23 protein-coding genes are annotated in these 25,056 nt (G+C 59.2%); 17 read left to right on the forward strand and 6 right to left on the reverse strand.

The genetic code is table 11. From position 1 onward, the window contains the following. Positions 1-107: 107 nt before the first annotated feature. Positions 108-1,520 (reverse strand): ROK family protein, encoded by a 1,413-nt coding sequence (locus ACXHXG_RS23890; RefSeq protein ID WP_457900931.1) that lies wholly within the window; start codon positions 1,518-1,520, stop codon positions 108-110. Further along, positions 1,513-2,454 carry a tagatose-bisphosphate aldolase gene (locus ACXHXG_RS23895; protein ID WP_260304024.1) on the reverse strand — a complete coding sequence of 314 codons (942 nt, stop codon included), beginning with the start codon at positions 2,452-2,454 and terminating at the stop codon, positions 1,513-1,515. The genes ACXHXG_RS23890 and ACXHXG_RS23895 overlap by 8 nt, the downstream gene beginning before the upstream one ends. Positions 2,455-2,679: 225 nt before the next feature. Here ACXHXG_RS23895 and ACXHXG_RS23900 point away from each other — a divergent pair, with 225 nt between their 5' ends. Beyond that, a complete protein-coding gene (locus ACXHXG_RS23900) occupies positions 2,680-3,594 on the forward strand; it encodes a sugar-binding transcriptional regulator (RefSeq protein WP_457900932.1) in 915 nt (304 codons plus the stop codon). A 184-nt stretch (positions 3,595-3,778) separates the two neighbouring features. Further along, positions 3,779-4,813 (forward strand): LacI family DNA-binding transcriptional regulator, encoded by a 1,035-nt coding sequence (locus ACXHXG_RS23905; RefSeq protein WP_457900933.1) that lies wholly within the window; start codon positions 3,779-3,781, stop codon positions 4,811-4,813. 18 nt (positions 4,814-4,831) lie between these two features. On the opposite strand, the gene ACXHXG_RS23910 is transcribed toward ACXHXG_RS23905, so the two are convergent. Further along, positions 4,832-5,785: an alpha/beta hydrolase gene (locus ACXHXG_RS23910; RefSeq protein ID WP_260304026.1), complete on the reverse strand. Its 954-nt coding sequence runs from the start codon at positions 5,783-5,785 to the stop codon at positions 4,832-4,834. 23 nt (positions 5,786-5,808) lie between these two features. Further along, positions 5,809-6,957 (reverse strand): Gfo/Idh/MocA family protein, encoded by a 1,149-nt coding sequence (locus ACXHXG_RS23915; protein WP_457900934.1) that lies wholly within the window; start codon positions 6,955-6,957, stop codon positions 5,809-5,811. 179 nt (positions 6,958-7,136) lie between these two features. Between ACXHXG_RS23915 and ACXHXG_RS23920 the strand changes: the two genes are divergently transcribed. From ACXHXG_RS23920 to ACXHXG_RS23985, 14 genes are all read left to right on the forward strand, one after another. Next, a complete protein-coding gene (locus tag ACXHXG_RS23920; RefSeq protein ID WP_457900935.1) occupies positions 7,137-8,471 on the forward strand; it encodes an ABC transporter substrate-binding protein in 1,335 nt (444 codons plus the stop codon). A gap of 91 nt (positions 8,472-8,562) precedes the next feature. Further along, positions 8,563-9,405, forward strand: a complete 843-nt coding sequence (locus ACXHXG_RS23925; protein ID WP_457901160.1) for a carbohydrate ABC transporter permease — start codon at positions 8,563-8,565, stop codon at positions 9,403-9,405. Then, positions 9,402-10,238: a carbohydrate ABC transporter permease gene (locus tag ACXHXG_RS23930; RefSeq protein ID WP_457900936.1), complete on the forward strand. Its 837-nt coding sequence runs from the start codon at positions 9,402-9,404 to the stop codon at positions 10,236-10,238. The genes ACXHXG_RS23925 and ACXHXG_RS23930 overlap by 4 nt, the downstream gene beginning before the upstream one ends. A gap of 4 nt (positions 10,239-10,242) precedes the next feature. Continuing rightward, complete coding sequence (locus ACXHXG_RS23935) at positions 10,243-11,061, forward strand: sugar phosphate isomerase/epimerase family protein (RefSeq protein ID WP_457900937.1); 819 nt, start codon at positions 10,243-10,245, stop codon at positions 11,059-11,061. A gap of 10 nt (positions 11,062-11,071) precedes the next feature. After that, complete coding sequence (locus tag ACXHXG_RS23940; protein ID WP_457900938.1) at positions 11,072-12,148, forward strand: Gfo/Idh/MocA family protein; 1,077 nt, start codon at positions 11,072-11,074, stop codon at positions 12,146-12,148. After that, positions 12,148-12,966, forward strand: a complete 819-nt coding sequence (locus tag ACXHXG_RS23945) for a sugar phosphate isomerase/epimerase family protein (protein ID WP_457900939.1) — start codon at positions 12,148-12,150, stop codon at positions 12,964-12,966. Before ACXHXG_RS23940 ends, ACXHXG_RS23945 begins: the two co-directional genes overlap by 1 nt. Further along, complete coding sequence (locus ACXHXG_RS23950) at positions 12,966-13,793, forward strand: alpha/beta fold hydrolase (RefSeq protein ID WP_457900940.1); 828 nt, start codon at positions 12,966-12,968, stop codon at positions 13,791-13,793. Before ACXHXG_RS23945 ends, ACXHXG_RS23950 begins: the two co-directional genes overlap by 1 nt. Further along, entirely contained in the window at positions 13,790-14,515 is a 726-nt protein-coding gene (locus tag ACXHXG_RS23955) for a ribulose-phosphate 3-epimerase (protein ID WP_457900941.1), read from the forward strand. Before ACXHXG_RS23950 ends, ACXHXG_RS23955 begins: the two co-directional genes overlap by 4 nt. Then, complete coding sequence (locus ACXHXG_RS23960) at positions 14,512-15,495, forward strand: ROK family protein (RefSeq protein ID WP_457900942.1); 984 nt, start codon at positions 14,512-14,514, stop codon at positions 15,493-15,495. Before ACXHXG_RS23955 ends, ACXHXG_RS23960 begins: the two co-directional genes overlap by 4 nt. Before the next feature lie 133 nt (positions 15,496-15,628). Then, entirely contained in the window at positions 15,629-16,513 is an 885-nt protein-coding gene (locus ACXHXG_RS23965; protein WP_285169982.1) for a dihydrodipicolinate synthase family protein, read from the forward strand. Positions 16,514-16,540: 27 nt separating this feature from the next. Beyond that, positions 16,541-17,200 (forward strand): GntR family transcriptional regulator, encoded by a 660-nt coding sequence (locus tag ACXHXG_RS23970; RefSeq protein ID WP_457900943.1) that lies wholly within the window; start codon positions 16,541-16,543, stop codon positions 17,198-17,200. Positions 17,201-17,250: 50 nt separating this feature from the next. After that, positions 17,251-18,582 (forward strand): ABC transporter substrate-binding protein, encoded by a 1,332-nt coding sequence (locus ACXHXG_RS23975; protein ID WP_104826989.1) that lies wholly within the window; start codon positions 17,251-17,253, stop codon positions 18,580-18,582. Then, complete coding sequence (locus tag ACXHXG_RS23980) at positions 18,582-19,511, forward strand: carbohydrate ABC transporter permease (protein WP_260304039.1); 930 nt, start codon at positions 18,582-18,584, stop codon at positions 19,509-19,511. The genes ACXHXG_RS23975 and ACXHXG_RS23980 overlap by 1 nt, the downstream gene beginning before the upstream one ends. Positions 19,512-19,519: 8 nt before the next feature. Further along, the gene (locus ACXHXG_RS23985; RefSeq protein WP_457900944.1) at positions 19,520-20,341 is read left to right on the forward strand and encodes a carbohydrate ABC transporter permease; all 822 of its coding nucleotides are present in this window, start codon (positions 19,520-19,522) and stop codon (positions 20,339-20,341) included. A 773-nt stretch (positions 20,342-21,114) separates the two neighbouring features. Here ACXHXG_RS23985 and ACXHXG_RS23990 read toward each other — a convergent pair. After that, entirely contained in the window at positions 21,115-21,462 is a 348-nt protein-coding gene (locus ACXHXG_RS23990; RefSeq protein WP_457900945.1) for a helix-turn-helix domain-containing protein, read from the reverse strand. Between the two features lie 544 nt (positions 21,463-22,006). Next, positions 22,007-22,993 (reverse strand): AraC family transcriptional regulator, encoded by a 987-nt coding sequence (locus ACXHXG_RS23995; protein WP_260304044.1) that lies wholly within the window; start codon positions 22,991-22,993, stop codon positions 22,007-22,009. Between the two features lie 561 nt (positions 22,994-23,554). On the opposite strand from ACXHXG_RS23995, the gene ACXHXG_RS24000 reads away from it, so the two are divergent. Beyond that, positions 23,555-25,051 carry a sugar ABC transporter ATP-binding protein gene (locus ACXHXG_RS24000; RefSeq protein WP_457900946.1) on the forward strand — a complete coding sequence of 499 codons (1,497 nt, stop codon included), beginning with the start codon at positions 23,555-23,557 and terminating at the stop codon, positions 25,049-25,051. Positions 25,052-25,056: the final 5 nt, after the last annotated feature.

Below are 25,056 nucleotides of genomic sequence, written 5' to 3' on the forward strand. Positions count from 1 at the left end.
CAATCAATGCGATTGGCAAAGCGACGCACCCTGCCGCCGACGGAGTGTCGCGCTGCGGTTTGAAGTCGGGATCTCGCTTTTGTCTGCCGCCTGGGAGGCGGGTATTTTCAAGCCCGGCCGAACACCGTCGAAATCCAGGCCGTTACTTCGTCCATGTCCGGTTCCTTTGTTTGGTCAACTGTCATCGATGGACCACATTCCATGGGTTCGGCACGATCGGCGAGCGCCACCAGTTCCGGGATATAGTCCGCTCCCGGATGGCCGGGCAGCCTGTCTCTCAAGCGATGGGCATAGCGTTCCCCGGCAACGACACCGGGCACCTTGCACCAAAGTTCTGCGACGCGATCGACGCCTGCATCTTTGATGTAGGCTTCGAGCGCGGTTTTTGGCTGAAAGCCGAACCACGCGTCCACGATGAACGTGGAGCCGGCCGGAGCCTCGCGAATGGCCGACCAAATCGCCTGGTAGCTCGCCTTTCCGAGTGTCCGATTGAACTCCCGGTCGACGCCGCCAATGTGCTCCAGGAACGGGTTCTTGATGCCGTCGAGGGAAAGGACCGGCCATCCCGTGCGTTGTGACAGCAATTTGGCGAGGCGGCTTTTTCCCGAGGCCGGCACGCCATTGACCAGCACGACACGCTTTTCGACACAGCGGAAGGCGTCTGAAAACGTCGCCAGGCCGGCACCGACTATCCCGGCGTCATCTCCGAGCTTGGCCGGCAGGATCGCCGGACGAAACCATGGCGCCACCGCGGGGAGATCTGCGAGAGCTCGCGCTGCATCGGAACCGAGGCCCCCTCCCAATATGATGATTTCCGGATCCATCGTTGCAGCGATGTTGTCGAGCGCTGTACGCAAAGGTGCCGCCCAGGCGTGTAACACCGCCCTAGCCGTCGCATCTCCGTTTGAGGCCATTTCAAAAACATCGGCAATGGATGCTGCCGATAGACCCGCTTCGTTTATGTGCCGGCGCAGCGCCGTTCCCGAGCTGAAGGTTTCCACGCAACCGCGTCTTCCGCACGCGCATTCCGGACCATCATGTCGGACGCAGATATGGCCCAACTGCCCGGCAGTTCTGTGGCCATGATAGATCCTGCCGTCGTGGGCAACTGCGCCGCCGATCCCCGTTCCGATGGTCAGCATGGCAACGCTTTGAAAACCTCTTGCAGCACCGATACTCATTTCGGCTATGAGCGCCATGCTGCAATCATTTTCGATGACGACCCGCTTGCCGAGACTTGCCTCCAGTTGATCGACGAGGTCCATGCCGGCCAAATTCAAGATGCCGCCGGATAGGACCGAACGATTTGCAATGTCGACACGGCCAGGAATGCCGACGCCGAGCCCAACAACACCAGCCGCACCGAGTTCTCTTGCCATCACCTTGACGCGCTCGAAGACCTGCCGGGGGTCGCTCGGTGTCCGCTCCGACAGCTTTTTGAGGATTTCGCCTCGTTTGGAGACGAGAGCCGCACGAATATTCGTGCCGCCAATGTCCACGCCAATGGCTAATTCAGACATCTGCTTTCTGTCCTTGGCCGAGACCTTCAGACTTGACGCCTTTGAAATGTGCCGCGATCACCGCTTGAATTTCGCGAAGCCGTGGAACAGCGACGGTTTCCAATCGGTCCTTCGTGACGGAACGGTCGAGCGAGATGCAGTCTTTCCATAGGGACCGGCCCGCGATGACACCGGACGCGCCGTTGCGCATGGCATCTTCGACCTGCCGCAGGAACGTCGAGTGGTCGACGCCGGCCGACAGCACCGCCCAGGGCACGTCCCCTGCCAGCCGCGTGACCTCCGCACATGCCTCAGCAGTGCCAGGATAGGGAATCTTTAGAACCTTCGATCCGCAGTCCAGGCAAATCTTGCTTCCTCCAACGACCAGCGACGGCAGCTTCGACTTGTAGTCCGCCTCATCTTCGTCCTCAAATCTGTATGTCAGGAATTCGACGACCAGCAGTAGGTCTTCGCGCGCGAAGTCCTCGATGCATTGGCGCAGGATGTCGATGTTGTGCCTGTTCGCTTCATCCCGGTCGGAGCGGAGATAGACCATGATCTTGCCGCCGGTGGCACCAAGCTGACGGACGCGACGGGCCGAAATGCCAGGCACCAGCTTGGAAAGGCGATATCCTTCCGGCGAGGTGTCCCAACCCGATGCGTCGAGGCCAATCAGAAGTGCGGTATCGCGCCTGATAATGCGGTCGTCCACCAATGCAGGAACAGCACAGATTGGATCGACGAGAACACAGGATGCCTTGCTTGCAAGAAACATGGCGATATCCGCCTTCGTGTCGCCGAGGGTCTTGTCGGAGATGGCGGCCTGCTCCTGCGGGTCGCTTGCAAGCAGACTGCGCATACCGCCGCGCTGATCGCAGGCGATAACCATCATGGCGCCGTCGTGACCGCAAATCTGCTGGTAACCTCGCATTTCGGCTGTCGTCAATCTCGACATTTGCTCCTCCCTTTAGCCCGTCCCAAACCGGATGCTGAAAGTGCGTCCACCCCAAATTTCCAAGGGATGGCCGACGAAACATTGAGAGCGCTCACGACTGCATAATCGTTGCGAAACCGGCCGTTTTGAGCGATAACTCCTCACATGTCGAATGTGTAACACATTGCAGAAAGGAATTTCAATCTGAATTCGTCTCAGTCGCAGGACTCTGCAACGAACCGTGCCTTGCTGCATACGGTTGCGAAGCTGCATTACCAATCCGATATGTCGCAGGTTGATATCGCTAAAAAGCTAGGATTATCAACGGCTACGGTCTCGCGGTTGCTTCAGAAGGCACGCTCGGCCGGGATCGTTCGGATCGAGGTGATCGATCTTTCCCCCTCGGAAGATTTGGGGGCGGCCTTGGTTGACGGCCTGAAACTGCGCAACGCCATCGTGATCGACACACCGTCGTCGAACGTTCTCAGCGCCCTCGCCCCTCCGGTCGGATCAATGTTGCAGCAAGCGGGACTGCGATCGGGCTCAACGCTCGGCATCGGCTGGGGACGGGCTGTTCGCGAAGTTACCTTTGCGGGGTTGCCGCAGTTGCCTGGCATCGCAACCATTGCTCTCAACGGGGGAATGCAGCAGGCGGCTCCGCATTTTCAAATCAACGAGTTTGTGCGGCAGGCCGCGGAGCAAATGGGGGGAATTCCGCATTTTCTGCACGCCCCCTACATTTCATCTTCGGAATTGCGCGATGCTTTCCTCGCCGATCCCACCGTTCAGCAGGTCACGTCGCTGTGGAACAAGCTGGATGCTGCGATCGTCGGCGTCGGCTTAACGCATGTCGCAAGTCCCTCAGAAGCGACCGCGGCTCTCCCGGGAGAAAAAGCCTTAAGTCATGCGGCAGGTGACGTTTTGCGCCATTACGTAACCGAGGCCGGCCAAATCCTTCATTGGGATGGCGAGGAACGCATGATCGCTGCCTCCCCACAGCAACTGCAACGAATTCCCTTGTGCATTGCGGTTGCTGCAACACCAGCCAAGGCGTCCGGCATCATCGGGGCGGCACGATCGGGCATGATCAATGCTCTCGTGACGGATGCCAATACGGCGCAGGCCATTCTCGATCGCTTGTCCGCCGCCGATAAATCTTGAGAAAAATCTCTTGTGGTGATCGACCAGGCAATTTTTGCGTCAATTAATAAAATTCACACACGTAACGTTCTGAGGTTACACAAGACCGGAAAAACTTGCTCGGAACTTACGTTTGCCCGTTGCGCCTCTTTTTGCGTCGACGCATCATGGACGGGCATAGCGGTTTGAAAACGGTCGACTTTCGATGGAAAAATTGACGCATAAGACAATGGAGGATTTTGCGAAATCCTGCGGCGTCTCCCGCCCAACCCTTTCCAAATATTTCGATGATCCGACGAGCGTGAAGCCGGCGACACGTGCGCTGATCGAAGCCGCACTTCGCGCATCGGACTACCAGCCAAATCTTTACGCACGGAACCTCAATCGAAAGAGGACCCGCAATGTCGGTATTCTCGTTCCGGCGCTGACGGACCCCTTTTATGCCGAAATGGTCAACCGCCTGGAACTGCGCCTGCGCGATGAAGGCTATTGGCCAATCGTGTTTTCCTCGCACGGTCTGCCGGAGCTGGAGGTCGAAGCCGTCAGCACGATGCTGTCATTGAAAGTGGCGGGCGCGATCGCCGCACCACTTGGGCAGAAATCCGATCCGCGCGCGTTTGAAAAACTCACGCAGAATGTTCCCCTCGTCTATTTCGATACCTACATCGAGGGCAACACGCCGTTCATCGGCAACAATAACTACCAGAGCGTAGCGACCATCGTGGAATATCTCTGCCGCTCTGGAGAGGCGCCGGTCTATCTCGACATTCCCCACGTCAATCACAATTCCCCGGAGAGATTGGCGAGCTATATTGCCACGATGGAGGCTTCGGGCCAGGAGCCCGTGGTGATCAAGACCATTGCCGCCTATACATGGGATTTCGAGCGCGTCGGCTACGAGCAGATGGACGCGATGCTCAAAGCCAAGAAGCTGTCATTCAAGACCCTCCTCTGCGCCAATGACCGTCTTGCCTTTGGTGTGATGGCTGCCGCTTTCGCGCATCGGCTAAAGGTCGGACGCAAGAAGGGCGACGACCTGCGCATAGCGGCCCATGACGACCATCCATTGAGCCGCTACACTTGCCCGCCACTGACGACGATGGCGCAGGATTTTGCCTCCATGACTGCAAACAGCGTCGACACGCTGCTGACGCTTCTCGGCGATACGGGTGCGCCGGCTCGCACGATCGCGGGCAAAGTTAGCCTCGATGGGACGTTGGTCATGCGCCAATCGGCATAAAACGGGTCGCAGTCTCGCTTAATCGGGAATTCCTTCAAAGCCGCGCCACGCCGCGACTGCGTCCTCCACCGCCTGCCGCGCGGCCGGTATGAATCTTCCCATCGAGACAAACCCGTGAATCTGCCCTGGCCAATCGCGCTGGACCACGTGAACTCCATCCTCCTGCAACCGCTTGGCATAGGCCATGCCTTCGTCAACGAGAATGTCGTGCCCGGCCGTGGCAATGAATGCCAGCGGTGCCCCTGCAACAGTTTCGGCCAGCGCGGGTGAGACCTTCCAATCCACGATATCGGCTGCGGTGCGAACATAATGGTCTCGAAACCATTTCATCGTCGCGGCGGTCAAACCGAAGCCTTCACCGTACCGGCGATAGCTGTCCGCCGTCTGCGTGGCGTCCGTGTTGGGGTAGATGAGCAGTTGAGCCGCAAGCCGCGGGGCGTCGCCTGAACGCGACATCAACGCCAGCACGGCCGCAAGATTGCCGCCGGCGCTGTCGCCGGCCACCGCAATTCGTTCGGGGTCGACGCCGATCTCCACGGCGGCCTGCGCCATGAATGCCAGCGTCGCGGCGCAATCCATCAGTCCGGCGGGAAACTTGTGTTCCGGCGCAAGGCGGTAATCCGGGCAGACCACCGTGCATTCGGCGAGGTTGGCAAACCATCGGCAAATCTCGTCGTGAGAGTCGAGATTGCCGATCACCCAGCCGCCGCCATGGAGATAGAGAAGACCCCGCCCCTCTTTGGAAGGCGCTCCGATGCCGCGATAGATGCGAAGGGTGATCGGGCCGTTGGGGCCGCTGATCCGGCGGTCCTCCACCGAAGCAACCGCCTCGCGAGCGCCCTGAAGCGCCGGGCTGCCAGCATTGTAGGCGATACGGGCCTCCAAGGGCGTGCCAGCTTCAAGCGGTCGCAGCTTCGCCGCCTTGCTGACATCGAGAACCCATTGCGCACCTTCGTCAAAGTATTCGGTCACGTCGCTTCTCCCCGTGCGGCGGTTTAGGCCAGAAAACTGCGCGCTTCGTCTTCGCCAAGAAGCGGCGGTCGCGCCAGGTCACCGGCGATGCTGACCGATTGCCCGCTCTGGCCGGAGGCGAGAATAGCCTCCATGATTTCGAGCACATGGAGAGCGAGTTCCCCCGATGCACGTGGCGGCCGGTTTTCCGCAAGTGCACGCGCTAGGTCGGCAACACCGAGCATACGGTAGTTCGCCCGATCCGGCGCGGCAAACGGCCAGTTTCGTTCGCCGTAGAGCTCCCCATCACTTTCGAAATTCCGCCACTCGGCACCCCGCTCGGACAGAGAGACCGTACCACCGAATGTATCGGGATCCGGCAGCCGCAGCGAGCCTTCGGTGCCGTGCAGCTCAATTGGGTGATTGGAATGGCGGAACACATCCCAGGACGCGCCGAAGTTGATGGTCGCACCGGATTGGAATTCGAGCAGCGACAGAACGTTGGTTGGCGTACCGACCTTGAACGTCGTATTCTTGAATGGCCCTTCCGCGGTGATGAGACGTTCGTCCTGACCTTTCGTCGCCATCGCCATGACGCGCACGACCGGACCGAGCAAATTCACCATCATGGTCAAGTAGTAGGGCCCCATATCGAAGACAGGGCCGCCGCCGGGCTGGTAGTAGAATTGAGGATTGGGGTGCCAGTGCTCCATGCCGCGTCCCATCATGAAGGCGGTGCCGCTGACGGGGCGCCCTATCGCGCCCTCCTCCATCAGGCGACGCGCCCGCCGGCCCGCAGCGCCAAGGAAGGTATCCGGCGCGGAGCCGAGCAGCAATCCTCGGCTCTTCGCCTCCGCCACCAAAATCCGACCGTCGGCAGCCGATGTTGCAAGCGGCTTTTCCGTGAAGACGTGTTTGCCGGCGGACAAGGCCGACATGGTGATCTCGAAATGAACCGCCGGCACGGTCAGGTTAAGAACGAGATCGACTTCGGGATCTGCAAGTAGCTGATCGGCGCTGACGCTACGAATGCCGAACTCCTTTCCGCGCAGAGCCGCCGCATCAGCCGAAATATCGGCACAGGCGTGCACCTCAATACCGGCAAACAGCGAGGCATTACGCAGATAGGTCATCGATATGTTGCCGCAGCCGATGATCCCGATGCCAAGCGTTCCCTTTGTTTTTTCAACCATATTTCTCAAACCTCCCCGGATTGGATAACCAACGCCTCCTCGACGGACGGCCTGAGCCGACGCGTTTCAAAGTGATTTAAAGCATCTTATTTCTTGACGCGCGACAATTTTTTATCGAACATATGCCAATGCTGGCGCGGAGATTTTTGGAGGACGCCAGTCTTTCCTGGGAGGGAAACATGACCGATTTCAAGAAAGCGCCGACCGCTTCGAATGTGGCTGCAGATTCCGCAATGCTTGACCGTCGTCACTTCCTGCTCGGAGCCGCGGGTGCGGCTACCCTCGGCATCGCATCGGGTCTTGGAATGCGCACAGCGCGCGCTGCCGATCGCACGGAGATCAGCTTTGCCAGTGCCAGTTTCTTCGGCAAGGAAGGTATCGGCGATCTCGTTAAGGCCTATAACGAGTCGCAGGACCGGATCATGGTCAAATTCATCGAACTTCCGCCGCCAAGTTCGTCGACCGAAGTCTATCAGGGCCTGATCCAGCAGCTCGCGCGCCGCAACGGAACGCCCGATGTCTTCAGCCAGGACGTGATCTGGATCGCCGGCTTTGCGGCGGCAGGCTGGGCGCTACCGCTCGATGAATATTTCCCGAAGGAGAAGCGCGCCGATTATTTCCCCGGAACGGTCGCCGCCTGCACTTACAACGAAAAGCTGACCGCGCTTCCTTGGTTCGTCGATTCCGGCATGTTCTACTACCGCAAGGATCTCATGGAAAAGCATGGCGACAAGGTTCCCGAAACCTGGGACAACATGGCAACCATGGCGGCTGCGGCCCAGAAGGCCGGCGACGCCAAATTCGGCTATCTCTGGCAAGGCAAGCAGGCCGAGGTGCTGATCTGCGATGCCGTGGAAGTCATCACCTCGAATGGCGGCTCCATCCTGGCAGCCGACGGCAAATCGTCTGTTATCGGCGAGAAGGCCGCGGTCGAGGCGATCCAGTTCCTCTACGACACGATCAACAAGACGAAGATCAGCCCGCAGAACGTTCTCTCTTGGGATGAAGAGCCTTCCCGTCAGCCCTTCACATCGGGCGAAGCGATGTTCATGCGCAACTGGTCCTATGTTTATCCGATCGCGCAGGATCCGAAAGCTTCGCACGTCGTCGACAAGGTTGCCGTTGCGCCGTTGCCGCATTTTGCCGGCGGGAAAAGTGCTGCGTGCCTCGGCGGCTATCAGCTTGGCGTCAACGCCAATTCCAAGAAGCGGGAAGCGGCGATCGAGTTCCTGACCTGGATGTCGTCTCCAGAAACCCAGACCCGTCTCGCCCTGAATTTCGGCCTCGCACCGTCACGCCCCGCAATCTTCGAAAATGCGAAGCTGAAGGCCGAGCAGCCGTTCATGGCAAGCCTGCAAAACGTCTTTACCGGCGCCACGCCCCGGCCGATCACGCCGCAATATGCCAAGGTGACGCTGGCGCTACAGTCGAGCATTTCCAAGGCCCTGGTCAGCGGCAACGTCCAGGCTGAGCTCAAGGCTGCCGCCGAACAGATCAACAAGATCGTTGCCTGATATGGTCGCTGCATTGACGGCCCCCGCCGACAGCAGGATGCAAAGGTCAATGGGGGCGCTTCCGAGCGCCCTCTGGCCCTGGCTCCTGCTGTTGCCGGCCTTCCTGTCACTTGCATCGGTTTCCTTCTATCCGATCATCAATGGCGTCTATCTTTCCTTCACCAACCGTTCCCTGATTACGCAGGACAACGATTTCGTCGGCTTTGCCAATTATCTGCAACTCTTGGCGGATCCGCCGTTCTGGAATGCCTGGTGGCATACGATCTGGTTCACCGCCGCCTCGACCGGGCTGGAGACCCTGATCGGCCTCGCCATGGCGCTGATCCTTTGCGAGACTTTCAGCGGTCGAGGCATGGTCCGCGCGGCGATGCTTGTGCCCTGGGCAATGCCAACCGTCGTCACCTCGAAAATGTTTGGATGGCTGTTCGACGGCCAGCACGGCATCATCAATTTCATCCTGCTCCAGCTCGGTTTGATCGATCAGAATGTGAACTGGTATGGATCGCCCACAACCGCACTGACGACGATTATCCTTGCCGATGTCTGGAAGACGACGCCGTTCATGGCGCTCCTCCTGCTGACCGGTCTTCAGACCGTTCCAAAATCGTTGATCGAGGCTGCCCGCATGGATGGCGCTGGAGCCTGGACGATCTTCTGGAATATCCGCCTGCCTCTGCTGCTGCCGACTCTGCTCATTGCCGGTCTTTTCAGGGCGCTGGACGCATTTCGCGTTTTCGATCTGGTCTATGTGCTCACCGGCGGCGGCCCGGCCGATTCCACCGAAACGCTTTCGACGCTGTCCTACAAGGTGCTCTTCTCAACGCTGCAGTTCGGTTACGGTTCGGCCGTTTCGACCGCGATGTTCATAACCGAAGGGGTGATCGCCCTGGTGTTCTGCCTCTTCCTCGTCAGACAACTGAGGAAGACGACATGAACGGCACCCGCTCCGTCTTTCAGAGCGTCATGATCTACGTTGGCGCGCTTCTCATTCTCGTCTGGTCCGCAGGCCCGTTTCTGTGGCAGTTCTCCACCTCCTTCCAGCTTGACAAGGCACTGACGGAAGGCACGCCGTCGCTCATCCCGAACCCATTCACGCTGGAGCATTATTACAATGCCTTCGTGGAAAAAGGCCTGCACCATTACGTCCTGAACTCGCTCATCGTATCGCTCGCGACCACGGCTCTCTGCCTGATCGTCGGTTCGCTTGCCGCCTTTGCGCTGTCACGCCTTGATGTGAAGGGGCGGTTTGGAATCCTCCTAGTTATCCTGTCGGTCTCGATGTTTCCGCAGATCGCGCTCGTCGGACCGCTCTACCTGATCGCGTCCGAGCTTGGACTTCTGGACACCTACAGAGCCTTGATCATCACCTATCTGGCGCTTGGGCTGCCGCTCGTGACCTGGGTTTTGTTCGGCTATTTCGAAACGCTCCCGCGCGAAATCGACGAAGCCGCGCGCATGGATGGCGTCGGGGTGATCGGCCTTCTTTGGCATATCATTCTGCCGATGTCGCTTCCAAGTCTCGTGACCACCGGCTTGCTTGCCTTCATCACCGCCTGGAATGAGTTTCTGTTCGCACTGGCATTCACGTCGGACAGTGACAGCCAGACGATCCCGGTGGGCATCGCCAATTTCACCAACCAATACTACGTGCCCTGGGGAGACATCGCCGCCGCTTCAGCGGTCGTCACCGTGCCGCTGATTGTTTTGGTCCTGTTTTTCCAACGCCACATTATCGAAGGCCTGACGCAAGGCGGAATCAAGGAATGATGACATGACTAGGGATTTGAAGGTCGGCTGCCAGACGTTCACATGGGAAATGCTCGGTGAAGCCTGGACAGGCACGCCGGACGACCTGCTCTCCGCGATTTCCGCCGGCGGTTATGCGGGCATCGAAATCACCGACACGATGATCGGCCGCTACGGCACAAAGCCCAGCGAATTCGCTAGGGCATTGCGGGATAACGGGTTGCAGCTCGTCTCCTTCGCCTTCGGCTCCAAAAGCGGTTTCACGGTCGCCGATGCGATGGAAAAGGATCTGGCCACGGCGCAGCGCTGGATCGACTACGCCGCAGAGTTTCCGGGCGCACTCATATCGATCGGCTCTGCAACCATCGTCTCGGAGGGGCCGCGGGAGGACAAGTTCGCAATCGCCGCAGAGTTCTACAATCGCGCCGGCGCGCTCGGCAAGGCATCGGGCGTCGAGGTCGCCGTACATCCGAGTTCGCATCACAATACCCTGTTGTTCAACCGAGCCGATTACGATCACATCTTCGCGCGGCTGGATCCCGAACTGGTCGGCTGGGTTCCGGATACGGGCCACATCCTGCGCGGACATGACGATATCCTGGACACGATGCGCACCTACCGGGATCGCATCCGCTATCTGCATCTGAAGGATGTCGACGCGCAGGACCGATGGGCGATGCTGGGCAAAGGCGTTCTCGATACGCCGGCGGTGATCGATCTCGTTTCACAGGCACCGCGCTTCAACGGGTGGCTGGTGCTGGAAGAAGAATCCGAGATGGCTGCGGCCGATTCGGCCGCAGCCATAAAGGCCAACCGCGAGACGATGCGCACCCACGGCATTTAAGGAAAAGACCATGATCGAAAAAGAAAATCGCCGTCTTCGCGTCGGTGTCCTGGGCTGCGGGCCGATCGCCCAGTTTGCGCATCTGGAATCCTGCGTGAAGGCTAGGAATGCCGATCTCTACGCGATCTGTGACGCAGCACCCGATCTGCTCGCACGCATGGGCGCCACCTATGAGCCGCGGAAAATGTTCAGCGACTACGACGCCATGCTGGCCGACCCCGATTTGGAGGCGGTCATCGTCGCCACCTCGGACGCCTATCATGTGCCGATGTCCATCAAGGCGCTTGAAGCCGGCAAACACGTACTGTGCGAAAAGCCCATCGGCGTTTCCGTCGAGGAAGGCGAGGAGCTGGCCGACGCCGTCAAACGCTCAGGCAAGATCCTGCAGGTCGGGCACATGAAGCGTTTTGATCCGGCGCTTCAGGCCGCGCGTGACTTCGTTCACAACGATATCGGCCAGATCCTTGCGCTGAAGGCATGGTATTGCGATTCAACCCACCGCTACACCAACACCGATGCCGTGCAGCCGCTTCCCATCACCAGCAAGCTTGCGCGCAAACCGGCCGGCAATCCGAAAGCCGATCTCAGGCAATATTTCATGCTCGCGCATGGTTCGCATCTGGTCGACACCGCCCGCTTCTTCTGCGGCGATATCGTCGCCGTGCGCGCACGCCTGCTGGAACGTGCCGGCGCCTATTGCTGGTTCGTGGAAACCGAATTCGCCAATGGCGCCCTCGGCCATCTGGACCTCACGGTTGCCGTTCGCATGGATTGGCACGAGGGTTTCCAGCTCTACGGTGAAAATGGCTCCGTCCTCGCAAAGACCTTTAATCCCTGGTACTTCCGCTCCAGCGAAGTCGAGATCTTTCATGAGAAAGACGCAACGAGCAGGAAACCGCTTGGTGCGGACGGGCACTTCTTCCGCAGGCAGCTCGAAAGTCTCGCCGATGCCGCCCTGAAGGGTGCTCCCATGCGCGGCGCCAATGTCGAGGATGGTATCGCCTCCATTCGGGCGATGGTGGCGATCGCGCGGTCGGTGGAGACTGGCGAGCGCGTCGAGCTCGCGGCCGTGACGGGAGCCGTCTGATGCAGGTCGGGATCTTCGCCAAGACCTTTCCCGGAACCGATGCTCTCAGCGTGCTGTCTGCGGTACGCGATAGCGGCTATGCGACCACGCAGTTCAATCTCGCCTGCTGCGGGCTGCCCTCCATGCCCGACACCGTTCCCGAGTCGGTCGTAACCGCGATCCGCGCCGCCTCGGAAACGGCGGGCGTCTCGCTTGCCGCCTTGTCGGGAACCTACAACATGGCGCATCCTGACATATCGATACGGCAAAAAGGCCTCAGCCAGCTCGCCGTCATCATCGAGACGGCGGCAGCACTTTCCATTCCGCTCGTCACGCTCTGTACCGGCACGCGTCATCCGAGCGATCAGTGGGCGCACCATCCAGAAAACCGCGATCCCACGGCCTGGGCCGACATGGCTGCGGAGATGTCGAAGGCGCTGGCGCTGGCGGAAGACCATGGTGTCGATCTCGGCATCGAACCCGAGCAGGCGAATATCGTAACCTCGGCAGCGGACGCCAAGCGGCTGATCGCGGAGATGAGATCGGAAAGGCTGCGTATCGTCCTCGACCCGGCCAATCTTTTCGAAAGCGCCACGCCATCGGAAGCACGCGCCATTGTCGAGCGCGCGGTCGAGACTGCGGCCGGGCACATTGCCATGGCACATGCCAAGGATCGCTATGCCGACGGACGTTTTGCCACGACCGGCCAGGGCATCGTGGATTTTCCCGATTTTATCGCGCGGCTGAAAGCCGTCGGCTTCCATGGTCCCCTCGTCACGCATGGACTTTCCGCAGCGGAGGCACCGCACGTTGCGGCCTTTCTCAAGGAATTGGTTTGATGGGAGCAAGCGCGGCGATCATGCATGGCGATGCCGGCTTGGCCGTTTTCGATAGCGGACAAGGGCTGCCGGTCCTCTTTCAGCACGGCTTGGGCGGCGATGAAGCACAGGTTGCGCAAACCTTTCCAATCGGAAAGGCGCGGCGCATCACCGTCGAATGTCGTGGACATGGAGCCTCACTGCTCGGCGACATCAGGCCTTTTTCACTACGAATGTTTGCCGAGGATGTGCTGGCCGCGGCGACAGATCGCGGGTTCGAACGCTTTGTCGCCGGCGGCATTTCCATGGGGGCGGCAATTGCCCTCCACCTCGCTCACCACTATCCGGATCGCGTCGCGGCCCTCGTTCTTGTTCGCCCCGCCTGGACCTTTAGCGCGGCGCCTGCCAATCTGGAGCCGGTCCGCACCGTCGCGGCCTTGCTCCGCTCGTATCCGGTCGCAGAAGCCAGGGAGCGCTTCGCCGGTTCGGAGATCGGCATGCGCATACGCGCGAACGCGCCCGATAATTTTGCCTCCCTGCTCGGCTATTTCGACCGGCCGAATGCGGTCGCTTTCGCATCCGTGCTGGCCGATATCGCGGCTGACGGCACGGGTGTGACTGAGGCAGAGACCGCTGCCCTCACAATTCCTACCCTCGTCATCGGCAACGAACAGGACGCGATCCATCCGCTCGCCTGCGCGCGAACGCTCGCTGACACCATCCCCGGCGCCAGCTTTGTCGAAGTCACCTCCAAGGCGGCCGACAAGGCACGGCATTTCGCTGAAGTTCAGGACGCTATCGCCACCTTCCTCGCATCCAAGACCATCCGGAGCCTCTTTCCATCATGACACGCAAAACTCTTTCTGGCCCCGCGGCCATAGCAGCGCTCCCCCGCAATCGGCTATTGGGCGAATTCTCGCTATGGTCGGCCGATCTTGCCAACATGGAGGCCGATCTCCGGCGCATTGAACCCTATGCCGACCTGCATCATATCGACGTCGCCGATGCGCGTTTTACGCCGGGATTCCTGTTCTTTCCGGATTTCGTCGCGCGCATCGCGAAGGCAACCGCCAGGCCGATCCATGTTCATCTTATGGTCGAGGCCGAAATCGTCGAGGAGCAAACGCGCCAATTCATTGAAGCGGGTGCGGATCTTATCAGCGTTCATGCCGAAAACGGCGAAGCGGGTTTACGCGCCATTGCGCTGGCAAAGAAACTGGGCGCCGAAGCCGGCGTCGTCCTGCGATTGGAGACCCCCGTTTCAGCGATCCGCCCGTTCATCGACCATGTCGCCTTCGTGACCCTGCTTGGCACATCGATCGGCGTCAAAGGCCAAAACCTCTCCGAGAAGGCCTGCGACCGGCTGATCGAGGCGCGCTCACTGCTGAAACAGTCCGGCCGGGAGGATCAGGTGATCTTGGCGGCCGATGGCGGCATTCGCGAGCAGACCGTACCGCTCCTGCGTGCCGCCGGAGCACAAACGGTCGTCCTCGGATCGCTGGCCTTCGGTGACAAGAACCTGGGCGACCGAATGGCTTGGCTCCATGGATTGGAGAGCCGTGTTTCGTGAAAAAGGTTGCTCTTGCATTTGATCTCGGTGGAACGGAGCTTCGCGCTGCGCTGGTGGATAGCGAGGGAAGCCTCCTGTCATTCTCCGCGGTGCCGACGCATGCGGCGGGAGGACCGGCCGCGGTCATCCAGCAGATCGAGCTACTGGCAGCCACGGCGCTGGCGGAAACGCCTGATCTCCTTCCCGTCGGGATCGGGATCGGCGCCCCCGGCCCTCTCGATCCGGAAGCCGGCATCGTCATTGCTCCGCCGACGCTCGCTGGGTGGTACGAGGTTCCACTAGCAGACATTCTCTCTAGCCGGTTTCAACTGCCGGTCCGGCTTGAAAATGATGCGAACGCGGCCGCACTTGGCGAATGGCGGTACGGCGCCGGACGCGGCGCGCGTTCGATGGTCTTCGTCACCGTGTCGACCGGCATCGGCGGCGGCGTGATCGTTGACGGGCGAACCTTGCATGGCAGGCGCGGCCTGGCGGGGGAAATCGGCCACATGACGATCACCAGCGAAGGGGAGCGGTGCTTTTGCGGTGCGATCGGTTGTTTTGAAGCCGTAGCCTCGGGGACGGCCCTTGGCAGGCGGGCAACGGCGCGGACCCGGCAATCCGACGGCTCGATGCTGCGCAAGCTATCGGCCGATGCTGAAGTGACCGGGCGCCACGTTGTTGACGCCGCGCGAAATGGCGACGCACTTGCGCTGGAACTGCTGAGTGCGGAGGCTCGCTGGCTGGGGATCGGTTTCACCAATCTGCTCCATCTCTACTCCCCCGACATTCTGGTGATGGGCGGCGGGATATCGCACGGTTTCGATCTCCTGCACGACACCATTGCGGCGACGGTTCACGATCGCGCCATGCCGGCCTATCGCGACGTGCCGATCGTCCCCGCGCAACTCGGGCGTCACGCAGGCCTGATCGGAGCGGCCAGCCTCATCCTGGGAGATGATGCGAAAACCGACCCTGCGCCATCGGCTAGCGAGAGCTGATCTCAAGCTCCGCGGTGCCTGCCTCGCCAGTCATCACAGATTTTTTCATGAGCCAATATGGCGCGCGCGATTCTGACTATACAACTAACATGTTAGTCGGTATGTACTGACAACACATCTGGAGGAATGGAACTTGTCTCGCAAATTCGGTCTGTCAGTCGCGCTTACGACGCCCTTCGACACCAACGGCGATATCGCGATCGGCCCCATGATCAAGCAGGCCGAGACAAGCCTTGCGTCGGGATGCTCGAGCGTCACGCTGTTCGGTACCACCGGCGAGGGCTCCTCCATCGGGACGCAGGAGCGCGAAGAGGTGCTCGACGCTTTCCTGGATGTGGGGATTGCGCCGAACCAGATTATCGTGGGCGTCATGGCGGATTCGGTCGAAAATGCCGCCGCGCAAGCATCATTTGCGCTCACGAAAGGCGTGCGCAATATCCTGCTAGCGCCACCTTTCTATTTCAAGAATGTCAGCGACGAAGGACTGTTTCGCTGGTTCTCGGCCGTATTCGCTCGGCTAGGCGACAGAGCGCGCGACATCATCGTCTACAACATTCCTTCCATTACCATGGTGCCGCTCTCGGTGGCGCTGATAGGCAGGCTGCGCAGCGCCTTTCCCGGCATTGTCGTTGGAGTCAAGGACTCCTCCGGCGATTGGCCGTTCACGGAGTCGCTATTGAAGGCGCATGGCGATCTCATCATCCTGATCGGCGACGAACGGCACCTCGCCAGGGGCGTTCGGTTGGGCGGCCAGGGGGCGATTTCCGGGATGGCAAATTTCGTGCCCCGTGAAATCCGGCTGATGGCTGAGGAGGGAAAGGATGATCCGCGCGTCGAGGATTTTGTTCCGGAGCTGCTGAAATTTCCGGTGACTGCGGCCGTCAAAGTTATGGTAGCACAACTCTCCGGGGATGAAATCTGGCTTGCTGTTCGCCCGCCGCTCGTTTCAATATCCGACGAGGGACAGAAACATCTTGCCGGCGCGTTCAATGCGCTTTTCAGATCCAAGGCGGCTTAAGCGGACCGGAGAGGGAGAGAGGAACGAATGGACGGCGTGAACGAGCAGCCGACCTTACGGGAAAAAGCCTATGCTAGCTTTACCCACCATCTGCTTGCTCGCGATGTGCGGCCGGGCGAATTCGTCTCGCAGCGCAGGCTCGTGGAACTCACAGGCTTACCGCTTGGCGCCATCCGTGAGCTGATCCCGCGGCTGGAAGCCGAAGGCTTGATCAAGACGGTGCCGCAACGCGGTCTCCAGATTGCCCATATCGATCTCAACCTGATCCGCGAGGCGTTTCAGCTACGCATCTTTCTGGAAAAGGAAGCGGTTGCACTCTTCACCCATACGGCTTCCGACGAAACGATTGCCAAACTCTTGAAACAGCATCGCGATATCGCCGCCGCCATCCAGTCTGGCGATGCCTCGCAGGAGCTTGAGGTCCATGCGCAATCGGTGGATTGGGGCATGCACGATGCTTTTATCGACGCACTCGGTAACACGATTATTTCGAATGCCTATCGCGTCAATTCGATCAAGATGCGCCTGATCAGTCAGGATCGTTTCCGGATCAACGGCCATGTCGGGCCGGTCATGAACGAGCACCTGCAGGTGCTGGAGGCGATCGAAAGACGATCCGCGGAGGATGCCGTCGCATCTCTCGTTTCGCACATCAACGGAGCAAGGGACCGCGCATTGAAGATTTGAATGAAACAGGCCGCAAATGAGGAGATTTCGGCCAAAGGAGGAGGAACAGCATGTCATCGTCATTCATCAATCCCACACGCCGCCGCTTCATGGCGGGCACGGCAGCATTGGGCGCGGCCAGCATGCTCGGCATGCGCACGGCATCGGCATCGGTGGACTGGAAGCGGTTTTCGGGAACCACGCTGGAAGTCAACCTGGTCAAGAGCCCGCGCAGCGAAACCATCCTAAAATATCTCAGCGAGTTCGAGGCGCTGACCGGCATCAAGGTGAACGCCGAGGCGACACCCGAGCAGCAGCAGCGTCAGAAGACGACGATTGAGCTCAGCTCCGGAAAGCCGAGCTTCGACGTCGTTCATCTGAGCTATCACGTGCAGAAGCGGCAGTTCGAAAAGGGCGGCTGGCTCGCCGACATCAGCGGTTTCCTGAAGGATCCGTCCTTGACGGACCCATCGCTGGTCGAAAGCGATTTTGCCGAGGCAGGCTTGAAGTTCGCCAAGGATTCCAATGGCGTCCTGCGCTCCCTGCCCTTCTCGGTGGATTACTGGATCGTCTATTGGAACAAGGCGCTCTTCGAGAAGAAGGGGCTTACCTATCCACAAACCTTTGACGACATGGCCAATGCCGCCGAAGCGCTCACGGATAAATCGACCAATACCTACGGCTTCGTCGCCCGCGGTCTCAAAAATGCCAACACGCCGGTCTGGACAGCCCTCATGCTCGGCTATGGCATGACGCCGCTTTCCCCCGACGGCAAATTGCGCACCACCTCGCCAGAAGCTGTCGAGGCTGCCAAGCTCTATCAGCGACTGATGACCAAGGCCGCACCTCCGGGCGTTTCCGGCTTCAACTGGGCCGAGTCTCAATCCGCGTTCCTGCAGGGCAAGATCGGCATGTGGCTCGACGGCGTCGGCTTTGCGCCGCCGATCGAAAATCCGGAAAAATCCCGCGTTGTCGGCCAGGTCGGCTATAGCGTTATTCCCAAGGGGCCTTCTGCACAAGCGGCCGCCACCTTTGGCGACGGTATCGGCGTGACGGCGGCGAGCCAGAAGAAGGAAGCCGCCTATCTCTTCTGCCAATGGGTGATCTCGCATGACATGGGCGCGCGGCTGCTACAGGCCGGCGCCGGCGTGCCCTTCCGCCAATCCGTCCTCGAGGATCAGAAGGTCCGTGAAGGCGTCAAGATGCCTGGGGCCTGGCTCGATGCCGTGGTCGGCTCCGGCAAAGTCTCCGCGCTCGGCCTGCCGGTTATCATCCCCGTCACCGAGTTCCGCGACATCTACGGCGTGGCGCTCACCAACATGATCGGCGGTGCGGATCCCGCAAGCGAGCTGAAGAACGCAACCGCGCAGTTCGAGCCGGTGCTGGCCCGAAGCGAGGGGTGATGGTGTCCGTGCGCATCGAAGATACCACGGCGAGCAGCGTCAAGGAGAAGAGCAAGCCGACAAATCGGCTTGCTCCCAACTATTGGCCCTTCGTCATTCCGGCCCTGGTGGTCATTGCCGCGGTTATTGTTTTTCCGTGGGTTTTCACCCTATGGATGAGCGTGAATAGCTGGACCCTTGGGCAATCCCAGACCTTTGCGGGCTTTGCCAACTACCTTCGCCTGGCGACCGACGCCCGCTTCTGGGAGGCGCTGTGGCACACGGTTCTCTATACAGGGCTCTCGGTCATCGCACCGGTTTTCCTGGGCACGCTCGCCGCCCTGATCTTCGATGCGCAATTCCCCTTCCGCGGCTTTCTGCGCGGCATTTTCGTCATGCCGATGATGGCGACGCCCGTCGCCATCGCGCTCGTCTGGACCATGATGTTTCATCCGCAGCTCGGAGTGCTCAACTATCTTTTGTCCTTCATAGGCATTGGTCCGCAGGAATGGATCTACAATCAATTCAGCGTCATCCCGTCGCTGGTCGTGGTGGAGACCTGGCAATGGACACCGCTCGTCATGCTGATCGTGCTCGGCGGCCTCGCCGCCGTTCCGCGCGAACCCTATGAAAGCGCAGAGATCGACGGCGCCAATGCGTGGCAGAAGTTCCGTTACCTTACCCTGCCGATGATCGCGCCCTTCCTGATGATCGCCGTGATTATTCGCAGCATCGATGCGATCAAGAGCTTCGACATCATCTATGCGATGACGCAGGGCGGACCGGGCACAGCCTCCGAGACGATCAACATCTATCTCTACAACACCGCCTTCTCCTACTATGACATCGGCTACGGCTCAGCCATGGCGGTTATCTTCTTCATCCTCATCGTCGTGCTCTCCTTCGTCCTGCTGATGGCGAGACAGCGCGCGAACTGGTCGGATAGGTAGACATTTCGATGAAACGCAAGACGCTCGACCGGATCGGTCTTCTCTTCGTGGCGCTGGTGATGATTTCGCCGGTGGTCCTATTCTTCCTGTGGATGATCTCGCTCTCGTTGAAATACGAAATCGATAACGGCGCCTATCCGCCGATCTTCATTCCCGAGCGCTTCGCCTGGTCGAACTACCTCAAGGTTTTCGAGGAAAACAACTTCTTACTCTATTTCTGGAACTCCATTCTGGTGACCGGATCCGCGACATTGCTCGCGCTGCTGATCGGCGTTCCAGCCGGCTACGGCATCGCACGCCTCAAGGCGGAGAAATCGGCGATCGTCATCATGATCGCGCGAATGACGCCCGGCCTTTCCTTCCTCATTCCGCTGTTTTTGCTCTTCCAATGGCTGAACCTTTTGGGAACGCTTTGGCCGCAGATCATTATACATCTGGTCGTGACGGTCCCGATCGTCGTCTGGATCATGATCGGCTATTTCGAGACGACGCCGATGGAGCTCGAGGAAGCGGCCGCTATCGACGGCGCAACACCGTGGCAGATCTTCCGGCTGGTGGCCCTGCCGATCGCCAAGCCGGGGATCGTCGTTGCCTTCATCCTCTCGGTCATCTTCTCATGGAACAATTTCGTCTTCGGCATCGTGCTCGCCAGCCGCGAGACACGCACCTTGCCGGTCGCCGTCTACAACATGTTGTCATTCGAGCAGGTGAGCTGGGGACCGCTTGCGGCGGCAGCGCTGATCGTGACGCTGCCGGTGCTCATTCTGACGATATTTGCCCAGAAGCAGATCGTTGCAGGCCTGACCGCTGGCGCCGTCAAGGGCGGTTGATTGCGGCACAATAAGTGCAGAGCCTCTATCCTGCCACAGCGGCCGGACGTCCTTTATGAACCGGGCCGGCGAAGCCGCTGTCCTCAAATTCTTATAGAATCATGCGCTAAGACGTTGAAGAGTTTCGGATGAATCTCAGATTAACGCCATCGTCAGGTGTCGTTCATTCCCCTCCAGTTATCTTTGAGCCAACGTCGTTAGGCAACGTTGTAACTTAGTAAAATGTAAACGGAGGAAACTCATGAACAGGTTCTTCATTGCGTCTGCAATCGCCCTCGCTTCCCTTGCAGCCACAAGTCTCCCATCCCAGGCAGCTTCGGTAGTCGTTACGACGGACGACGGCGGTCCCTATTATCATCATAGTCGGCACTACTACCAAGACCGCGACGACTGGTACTATCGCCATCATCGCCACCACTGCTTTACCAGGGTGGAAAAGGGATGGCACCACGGCCACCGAATTGTGACGAAAGAGCGTATCTGCCGCTAATCGCCTTAGTGCCGGCCCGGCCTTGCGCCGGGCCTGTGTAAACCTGAATCGGCTTCATTCCAGGGAACCTCTTCATCCGACCGGATGGCCAAAATCGAGCAATTTGCCAGCATCCACCAATGGCAAAACTCAACGCCCCTAAATCGAGGATCGCCGTTAGACGGCCCTTTTAGGTCGAAATCGTCGTCCAGCTCGACCCTGACGCTCGCGACCATGGCGGACGCAGATCAGCTCCGAATGCTGCCCCGCTGGTGCCCTTAAGAAGGCATCAGAACATGCACCATCAGCTATAGGGACCCACCAGCGACTTAACCAGGCTTACGACCTTAAGCCGCGTCCTTGCGTCCTTGATCTTGGCGAAGGCGCGGTTTAGCTCGACGCCCTCCCCCGAAGCCAGGAAGCCCGCTAAGTCACTGCCGGAGGTAAAAATTTCTTCTCCAGCACTTTCCGAAAGCTCAGAGACGCCCTCGAAAAAAAACGAAACCGGCACGTCGAGACAATCTGCGACGCTTTGCAGCCGGCTGGCGCCGACCCGGTTTTTACCTTTTTCATATTTCTGGACTTGCTGGAACGTCACATTCAGCCCTTCGGCGAGCGTCGTCTGACTCATGCCCAATATGCGGCGTCGCATTCGGATGCGTCTCCCGACCTCGACATCAATCGGGCTCGGATCCTTTTGGTTTGGCCCCTTATGCACGGTTCTCTCTTTCTGGCAGACAGTGCCTCGCGCTTAACGACCTAGCAATCTTCATGGGAAAATGACGGGTCGCACGAGCCGACCTGTTGAGTTCCCGCTTTACCGCCAACAATGTTGAAATTGTTGACTCCATCCCGGCGAAGCTTGCTCAATCGAAAGTCTGAATGGACAAAAAGACCGCCCATCGAACCTGGGGAGCCGATGGGCGGGGGGCTGCTCCGGAACCTACTCGCATCATGCTCGCAAGTCCCACCACCATGACTGCCGTGTCAAATCGCAAACTTCAATGCGTTAGCGTCATGCGATGAACGTACGTTCTGTTTTCCTGCGTATTCGGGATAATAGTTGCGTTATGCGAATATACCGCGTCAGCCAACACGCCGGATGTCAGTCGATATCCACAGGCACAGCCGATCGACGACCGTAGTGCCGCCGCCATGGCTTCGATTGCTGTCAAAACGGCTGCAGACGAATGCGTTTACTTGCCCTCGCCTCGGCGCAGTTTCGCTGCGTTGGACGGCATTTCGCCGAAGGATTGCTGATAGAGCGCTGCGAAACGTCCCATATGGGAGAATCCCCAGCTCCGCGCGACTTCGGCAACCGAGAGAGAGGTGGCCGGATCCGTCAGCGCTTTGCGCACGCCTTCCAGGCGGATTATCCGCAGATAGTTTAAAGGCGTCGTGTCCTTGAACTGCTGAAAAGCCGCCTGCAAGGCCCGCACGCTTGTGCCGGACGCCTCGGCGATATCGGCGATACTCATCGGAGACGAAACATTGGCATGCATATATTCGATCGCTCTCTTCAAGCGCTTTGGTATTGCAGGGGACGTCGGTTTTGCCAGCCGTGCGGAATAGTTATTCGGGACAGTTTCCAAAAGCGTGATCATCATCGCCTGCAACAGGCGCTCGACGAACGTCGACGAGGTCTGATGCTCATCTTCGACGTCCAGGCAATTCCAGATAAGATTTCCGAGTGTGGTTATCCGCGATCCTTTTACGGTTGCCAAATCGACGGTGTCAGCGAAATCGATGTCGCCGTCGACCGGCGCATCAAGCAGTTCACTCAGTTGACGGATCATTGCGGATTTTTCGAACGCGATGCCGATATGACTGCGGTCTTCGTGAAGGACCAGCTTGTCGAAGCGCGACATATCACCCAAGAGGCCTGCCGCCGGTTCCGATACGAGCTGCGTTCGACCCGAGTCGATTGCCATCACGCCGGAGGATGGCAGGTAAAGAGCGTACGCGTCAGGTCCGCTGGGAAGGGTGACCCTCATCCCGGAATGGCACCTTCCATTCCAGACATTGAAGCGCCCAACGGCGTAATGCCGGTCTTCCACCGAGATCAGCGAGCCTCGGTGAAGCGGCTCGACCGTCGCGGGCGATAAGGTCCTTGCATAATGTTCCGTCATTTCGTCGGCATCGGCATCAACGATCTTGAAGACGGAATGAGTGACGTACCTCATTATTTTCCCCAAATGAGCGATCCCGAGACGCTCCCAAGGGCCACCCAAATCCCAAGAAAGCAGACGTAGATCGTATTATTACCTACTAATACTGAGCAAACCGCAACGCGACTGCATCCCCTGCAGAAACACTATCCAAGACGCGCATTTTACTACTTAAAATAAGTAATATGCCGAACGACATCTGCGCGTCTCGGTTGCGCATGAAAACTCCACTTCCTGCGCGCATATCGCTGATTCCATTGAGTTTTATGAACATCCCTTAAGCGCTCTGAATCCTCTACTGAAGCGTCGCTCCCTTTCGTTGCATGAATATTCAGATAATGAAAGCTAGAAAGAAGTTAAATAATGTAAATGCCATGCGGCTCTCGCAAATGTATTTTAAGTATTAAATAATGCCGTTCATATCTGCGCTCCACTTAGCCGGGCATGACTTAGCTGTCCTGAATATGGCGGCTCGGCGCCATCCACAGCCCGAATCCGCGATGACAACGACGAGGCTCTTGACGGAATGTTATCGATAACATAGCCTCTTCTCACCTGAACTTTGGGAGGAGCAGGATGGACGACGGAAAGCTGCTCGAATTTTGCGACATCACCAAAGAATTTGGTGGAACGCGCGCATTGTCGAATGTCTCGCTGGATCTGAAACCGGGAGAAATTCTGGCTCTTCTTGGTGAGAACGGCGCGGGAAAGTCGACCCTCATCAAGACGCTGGCGGGCATCTACAGACCGGATGGCGGACAAATTCTGTTTCGCGGCAAACCATATCATCACCGCCCGCCGCGGCCAAACCAGCGCCAGCCGATCGCCTTCATTCATCAGGATCTCGGACTGATCGAATGGATGACGGTTGGCGAAAATGTTGGTCTCGCACAGGGCTATTCGCTGCGCGGCCGGCTGATCGACTGGCGCGCGACCGAACGCCGTACGGCGGAGGCCCTGAAGCTTGTGGGCTGCGATTTCGATCCGTCGACACGGATTCAAGAACTGACCCGAACCGAAAAGTCGCTTGTCGCGATAGCGCGTGCTCTCGCCGTCGAGGCAGACGTTCTCGTTCTCGACGAGCCGACGGCAAGCCTGCCCGCCGATGAAGTCGAAAAGCTGTTTGCCGCCATCCGCCCGCTCAAGGAACGTGGTGTTGCGATGATCTATGTCTCGCATCGGCTGGATGAGATCTTCAGGATCGCCGATCGCGTTGCGGTGCTCCGCGATGGCCAACTGGTCGGGCAAAAACCAGTTTCCGACACGTCGCCGGACGAGCTGATCCGAATGATCGTCGGACGCAAGGCCGACCAGCTCTTCGTCAAGGCCGAACGGACCGCAGGGCCTGCCATTGTTTCGGTCAGGGATCTTGCCTGCCGCGGCGCAGGACCGGTGTCCTTCGACATTCGCCAAGGAGAGCTTCTCGGTCTCGTCGGACTGAGAGGCGCGGGCCAGGAATTGATCGGACGCGCGCTCTTTGGTTGCGAGCCCGCCAGCGGAGCGGTCCTGCTGAACGGTGCGCGACCCGATCTTTCCAGCCCCGTCTCAGCCATGGCTTCCGGTATCGGCCTGATCGCCAGGGATCGCACCGAAGAATCCGTCGCCATGTCCCTCAGCCTGAGGGAAAACACCTTTCTCAATCCCGGCGCATCCGGACGGGGCTTGATGTCCTTCCTGCCGCCGCAGCGCGAGGCCGAAATGGCCTATTCGCTCGGCAGCCGCGTTGGCCTTAGACCCAATGATCAGAACCTGGCGATCGAAGCCCTATCCGGCGGAAACCAGCAGAAGGTGGTCGTGGGCCGGTGGCTCGCGACAGGCCGGAAGCTGTTGATCGCCGAAGACCCGACAGCCGGCGTGGATGTCGGCGCCAAAGCGGACATCTACAAGCTGATCGCCGAGGCCGTCGAGGAAGGGCTGGCCGTGCTCGTCGTCTCCACCGACTTCGAAGAAATCGCTCATATCTGCCATCGCGCCCTGGTGTTTTCTCGCGGTCAAATCGTGCGGGAACTGAGCGGCGCCGACTTAACAACACCGGCGGTCATCGCCGCAGCATCCGCATCCGAAGCGGCCTGATCCAG

The sequence above is a fragment of the Rhizobium sp. LEGMi-198b genome (assembly GCF_054114205.1).